Genomic DNA, 3,756 nt, shown 5'->3' with positions numbered 1-3,756 from the left:
GCCGATGAGATCCAAGTGGGTGTAGCAGCGCATGTGCGATCCTCACGGGTTGAAACCCGCGAATAGGGCGAGTTTTCGCACTTCGGTCTAGAATCCGCCCGCTTACAATCGTTGAGTCCGATAATATATCTTATGTTAAATCAATGACTTAGCGGCACCGTTCTTGCATAGGGTTAGGTGCCCTTCCTACTTGCCGAGCGGCTCGATCCATTATCCGTTCGGACGTTTGCGATGGGCGCTAATCCGCTCAGGCTTTCGGGCCATGTCACCTCGGCCGATCCAGGCGAAACTCCGCATCGGGCACATCGACCTTCCACCATGTCTTTGGTACGACGATGAATTCCTCTTCGTTGCGATCGAAGCGGCAGTAGATCTCGTCCAGCCCAACGGTCGCAGCATATACTGCCAGGCTCGGTTGGTCGTAGAATGCCGCTTTATGCGCAGCGTAATATATCGCCTTATCGAGCGATGTGGTCCAAGACATTCCCATGCTGTGGGATGGACCCGCGCATCCGCGAAAGAGGCTGACTCGTCCGGACTTGCTGATGTTCACGCTGTCCGCGACCGGCTTTAGCTCGCGCAATTTCGCGCTGTCGCACGCCTCGAAAATCGCGCGAACGATCTCGGCACCATGGTCGGCAAAATGGCTTTTTGATAAGTAGGCGCTTACCCATGCGTCTTCGAGCATGCCCATCTCGGCCAGCATGGGGTAGTTGCGTATGATGAAGTCAAAACCTTGCGACGGGATGTAGCCGTGGAAGTTTTCCTTGCAGCGGATCGCTACCCTCACGCGTTCGGCATCGGCCGGCTCTAGCCCTGTGTAGTCGAGCCGATCCTCCATCACTTTCTGCCGTTCAAGGCCCCGGCGGCCAAAGCAGTAATTGTGTAAACAGCTTCGCGCTGGGCTCCCCGGTTATGATGATCCACGCGAAAGCCCTGATAATGGCGCCGGAGCAGGCCTGCGCGCACAAGATCCGATACCGCCCGACTGACGTTGCAGCGACCGGACCGCCGGACACGCGCGCGTACCTCTTCTTCGACCATTCGCTCAGCAGCGTCTACGTCGCTCGGAAGGACGTTCATGCGATTGAGCGAGGACCGAACTTCGTTGACGATCGCGAGACGCCGGGCATCTCGCTTGGCCATCGGCACCAGAGAATCGCATAGCCAATCCCGCAGTGGGATGCGCCGGTCGTGCTCGACGACATAGGGGCCAGCGCTGCCGCTGTTGTTGTTGGCGACCTTCGCGATGAGATTGAGAACCATAAAGGCATAGCGTGGTCGCGGCGAAACGTCTGCGATCCGCTCGATGAGCCCAGGCAGGCTCATACTGCCCCGCACATCCGGTCCCGGTCGCTTCGCACTATCAAAAAGGTCTGGCTGAAGGAACATAAGCAGAATCTACGCGCACGCGCGCGCGATGTGAATCCTGTATCTGCGCGGACGAGAAAGTTTTTCACACGTGACACTTCACCAACGCCGGCCGCCAACCGCGACCTCGTCCGCTTGCAGACACTGATGATCGATACTCATCTTTCCAAAATTGGCATTCACGGCTGACACTTTACCAAATCACGCTGGTAAAGTGTCATTGGCGGCATTTCAGATGAATACCCGGTCCTTCCGTACGGCTATCACCGACCACGCGCTCGAAATTGGCGACAATCGCGCGGAGCAAAATAAGCGCTAGCCGTGCAAATGGGCGTGCCACGAGAAGCTGGCTGCGAACTGCTAGGTTAAGTGTGCGAGCGCTGATAATCCAGTGGGGGGACGGTGAAGCGCGAGCTTCATCTACAGAATTTGGTTTATGGGGTGGCGGCTTTGAATATCGCGGGTGAGACGATCAAGGAGATATCGATCAAGGTATCCCAGTATTTCCTCGACTTCCTCGAATCGGATTTCAAACGGCAACAGGCACCGCGTCGACGGATCATCCTCCAGAATGAGAGCGGCTTCCGTTCCGCGACGCGCGTGGCCGTTTACCCAGGCCTGCAGCACAATCTCTGGCAGATCATGGGCAAGCGCTCTGAAGGCGATCCGACACTTAAATTCGCGCCTCGCATTTATGCGCGCCCCATCACGAACACGCTGCGCGTAATCATCAAGGAGCAGGTCCAGGCGCTCACCGACGACAATCTGCTGAGTGTCAGGGCGGCTGTTTTCGCCGATGCCGAGGCAAGCCGAGGGCTGGCGGTCGAAAATCCCGAAGAATGGGTCGATCGGATCCGGCTCAAGCTCGCCGACGAGATTCGCCAGCATGTCGTAGCCCCTCTCCTCGCGCTCCTCGATGGTCCGCTGTCGCAGCAGTCCTATTCGGTCCACGATTCCATCTATTCTGCGGAAACCGAGCTAATCGAAATCGTAGCGGCACGGCTGGACGTCATTCTGCCCGAGGTCCTAAGCCGGTTTCTTGCCACGGGCGAGAATGGCGAGCTGATCGAGCTCCTCGAAAGCCACCTCGCCCTCGACGACGTTCGCGCTGAGGTGCTGAGCTATTTTGAAAACTTCATGGCGGCCGACGCCTTTCTCGAATTCCGAGATCTCGACACCTACGCGATGACGGGCGAAGGCCTGCAGCTCTATCTTTATATCGGCCAGCTTAAATATGGCGGCCACGCCTATCCGCTTTTCTACGTGCCGATCGAGGTTACCCGCGGAGACGGCGGCTATCGGTCGCGCAGGCCTTGCCGGCGGCTTCGCGCAGCCCATTGACGCCGAAACGCTGCGCGATGCGATCCAGCGCGTGCTACCCGAAACTGATCTCGGCGAGCTCGACACCATCAAGCTCCTGCCCGGCATGGTCGGAGCCGCGGCCGACACGCTGCACAAGGTCTGGCGCACCGGAATCGATCTCTCGGCACGAGCGGCGAGCCATCCCCGGCTCGCCGCTATGGCGACGCTCGAGGAGGTCGTGCTGGCGGTGCTGCCGCCCGCGATGCTCCGGCCGGTCGATCTGGCCTCGCAGGCGATCGACCGCCTCCAACACGCGCATGCGCTGTTTGGGGAAATCCATATTCAGGGCATCAGCGAGCTGTCCCCGTGTTGGCGCGACCTTTTGTTCGGCCTCGCGAAAGCGGTGCCGGTTCGCTGGCACGCCGGCCCGCGCGCGGTGCCCGAGTGGCTCGACGGCTCGCCGGTCGAGATCGTTCGGACGGCGCCGACTGCACCGCAGATCGAGTCGGTGAGCGCCGCTAACGGTTATCACGAAGCGATCGAGGCATTGCGCTGGGCGCGTGAACTGATTGCGAGCGGCACGGCCAAACCGTCCGAGATCGCGATCGCGGCAGCGGCTCCTGCAGCCTATGACGATGAGTTCATGGCACTAAGGGCCGACGCAAATATCGATCTGCACTTCGTCCACAGCATCCGCGTCGTGACGACGCGTGACGGTCAGACGGCCGCCGCGCTGGCCGATATTATGGTGCGTGGCGTGTCACAGCCGCATCTGCGACGTCTCGCGACGTTGCTGGCCGGAAAGGGATTGTTCAAGGCTCTGCCGGATGGTTGGCAGCGCGTGCTCCCACCCGATGCGCCGCTCTAGGGGTTGTGGGGATTTAGGATTCACATTTTTGGGGAGATGTGATTCACACTTTGGATGGAACGCTTCGTACTGACCGACGCCCAGTGGGCAAAGATGGAACCGCATTGTCTGGGTAAGCCGACCGACCCGGGACGAAGCGGGAGGAACAACCGTCTATTTTTGGAGGCAGTGCTATGGATTGTCCGGACGGGCAGTCCATGGAGTGATCTGCCGAC

Annotated in this window: 5 protein-coding genes; 3 read left to right on the top strand and 2 right to left on the bottom strand. The window is 59.5% G+C overall.

Features of this window, described 5'->3' with window-relative positions; translation table 11 throughout:
* Positions 1–265: 265 nt before the first annotated feature.
* A complete protein-coding gene (locus tag WP12_RS00210) occupies positions 266–841 on the bottom strand; it encodes a hypothetical protein (protein ID WP_046191759.1) in 576 nt (191 codons plus the stop codon).
* Entirely contained in the window at positions 841–1,392 is a 552-nt protein-coding gene (locus WP12_RS00205; protein ID WP_046191758.1) for a hypothetical protein, read from the bottom strand. The genes WP12_RS00210 and WP12_RS00205 overlap by 1 nt, the downstream gene beginning before the upstream one ends.
* A 420-nt stretch (positions 1,393–1,812) precedes the next feature.
* On the opposite strand from WP12_RS00205, the gene WP12_RS00200 reads away from it, so the two are divergent.
* The 3 genes from WP12_RS00200 to WP12_RS23760 form a co-directional block, all read left to right on the top strand.
* Entirely contained in the window at positions 1,813–2,712 is a 900-nt protein-coding gene (locus WP12_RS00200; RefSeq protein WP_152663830.1) for a hypothetical protein, read from the top strand.
* Positions 2,606–3,541: a hypothetical protein gene (locus WP12_RS00195; RefSeq protein WP_152663829.1), complete on the top strand. Its 936-nt coding sequence runs from the start codon at positions 2,606–2,608 to the stop codon at positions 3,539–3,541. Before WP12_RS00200 ends, WP12_RS00195 begins: the two co-directional genes overlap by 107 nt.
* Before the next feature lie 54 nt (positions 3,542–3,595).
* The coding region (locus WP12_RS23760; RefSeq protein ID WP_152663828.1) for a transposase at positions 3,596–3,756 on the top strand (161 nt) is incomplete at its 3' end.

This window comes from Sphingomonas sp. SRS2 (assembly GCF_000971055.1).
Lineage (GTDB): Bacteria > Pseudomonadota > Alphaproteobacteria > Sphingomonadales > Sphingomonadaceae > Rhizorhabdus.
This window is presented reverse-complemented; position numbering and strand designations above follow the sequence as displayed.

Bases quoted from the DNA above. Each gene is read 5' to 3' on its own strand.
- WP12_RS00210 (WP_046191759.1), bottom strand. From the start codon at position 841: ATGGAGGATCGGCTCGACTACACAGGGCTAGAGCCGGCCGATGCCGAA.
- WP12_RS00205 (WP_046191758.1), bottom strand. From the start codon at position 1,392: ATGTTCCTTCAGCCAGACCTTTTTGATAGTGCGAAGCGACCGGGACCG.
- WP12_RS00195 (WP_152663829.1), top strand. From the start codon at position 2,606: ATGGCGGCCACGCCTATCCGCTTTTCTACGTGCCGATCGAGGTTACCC.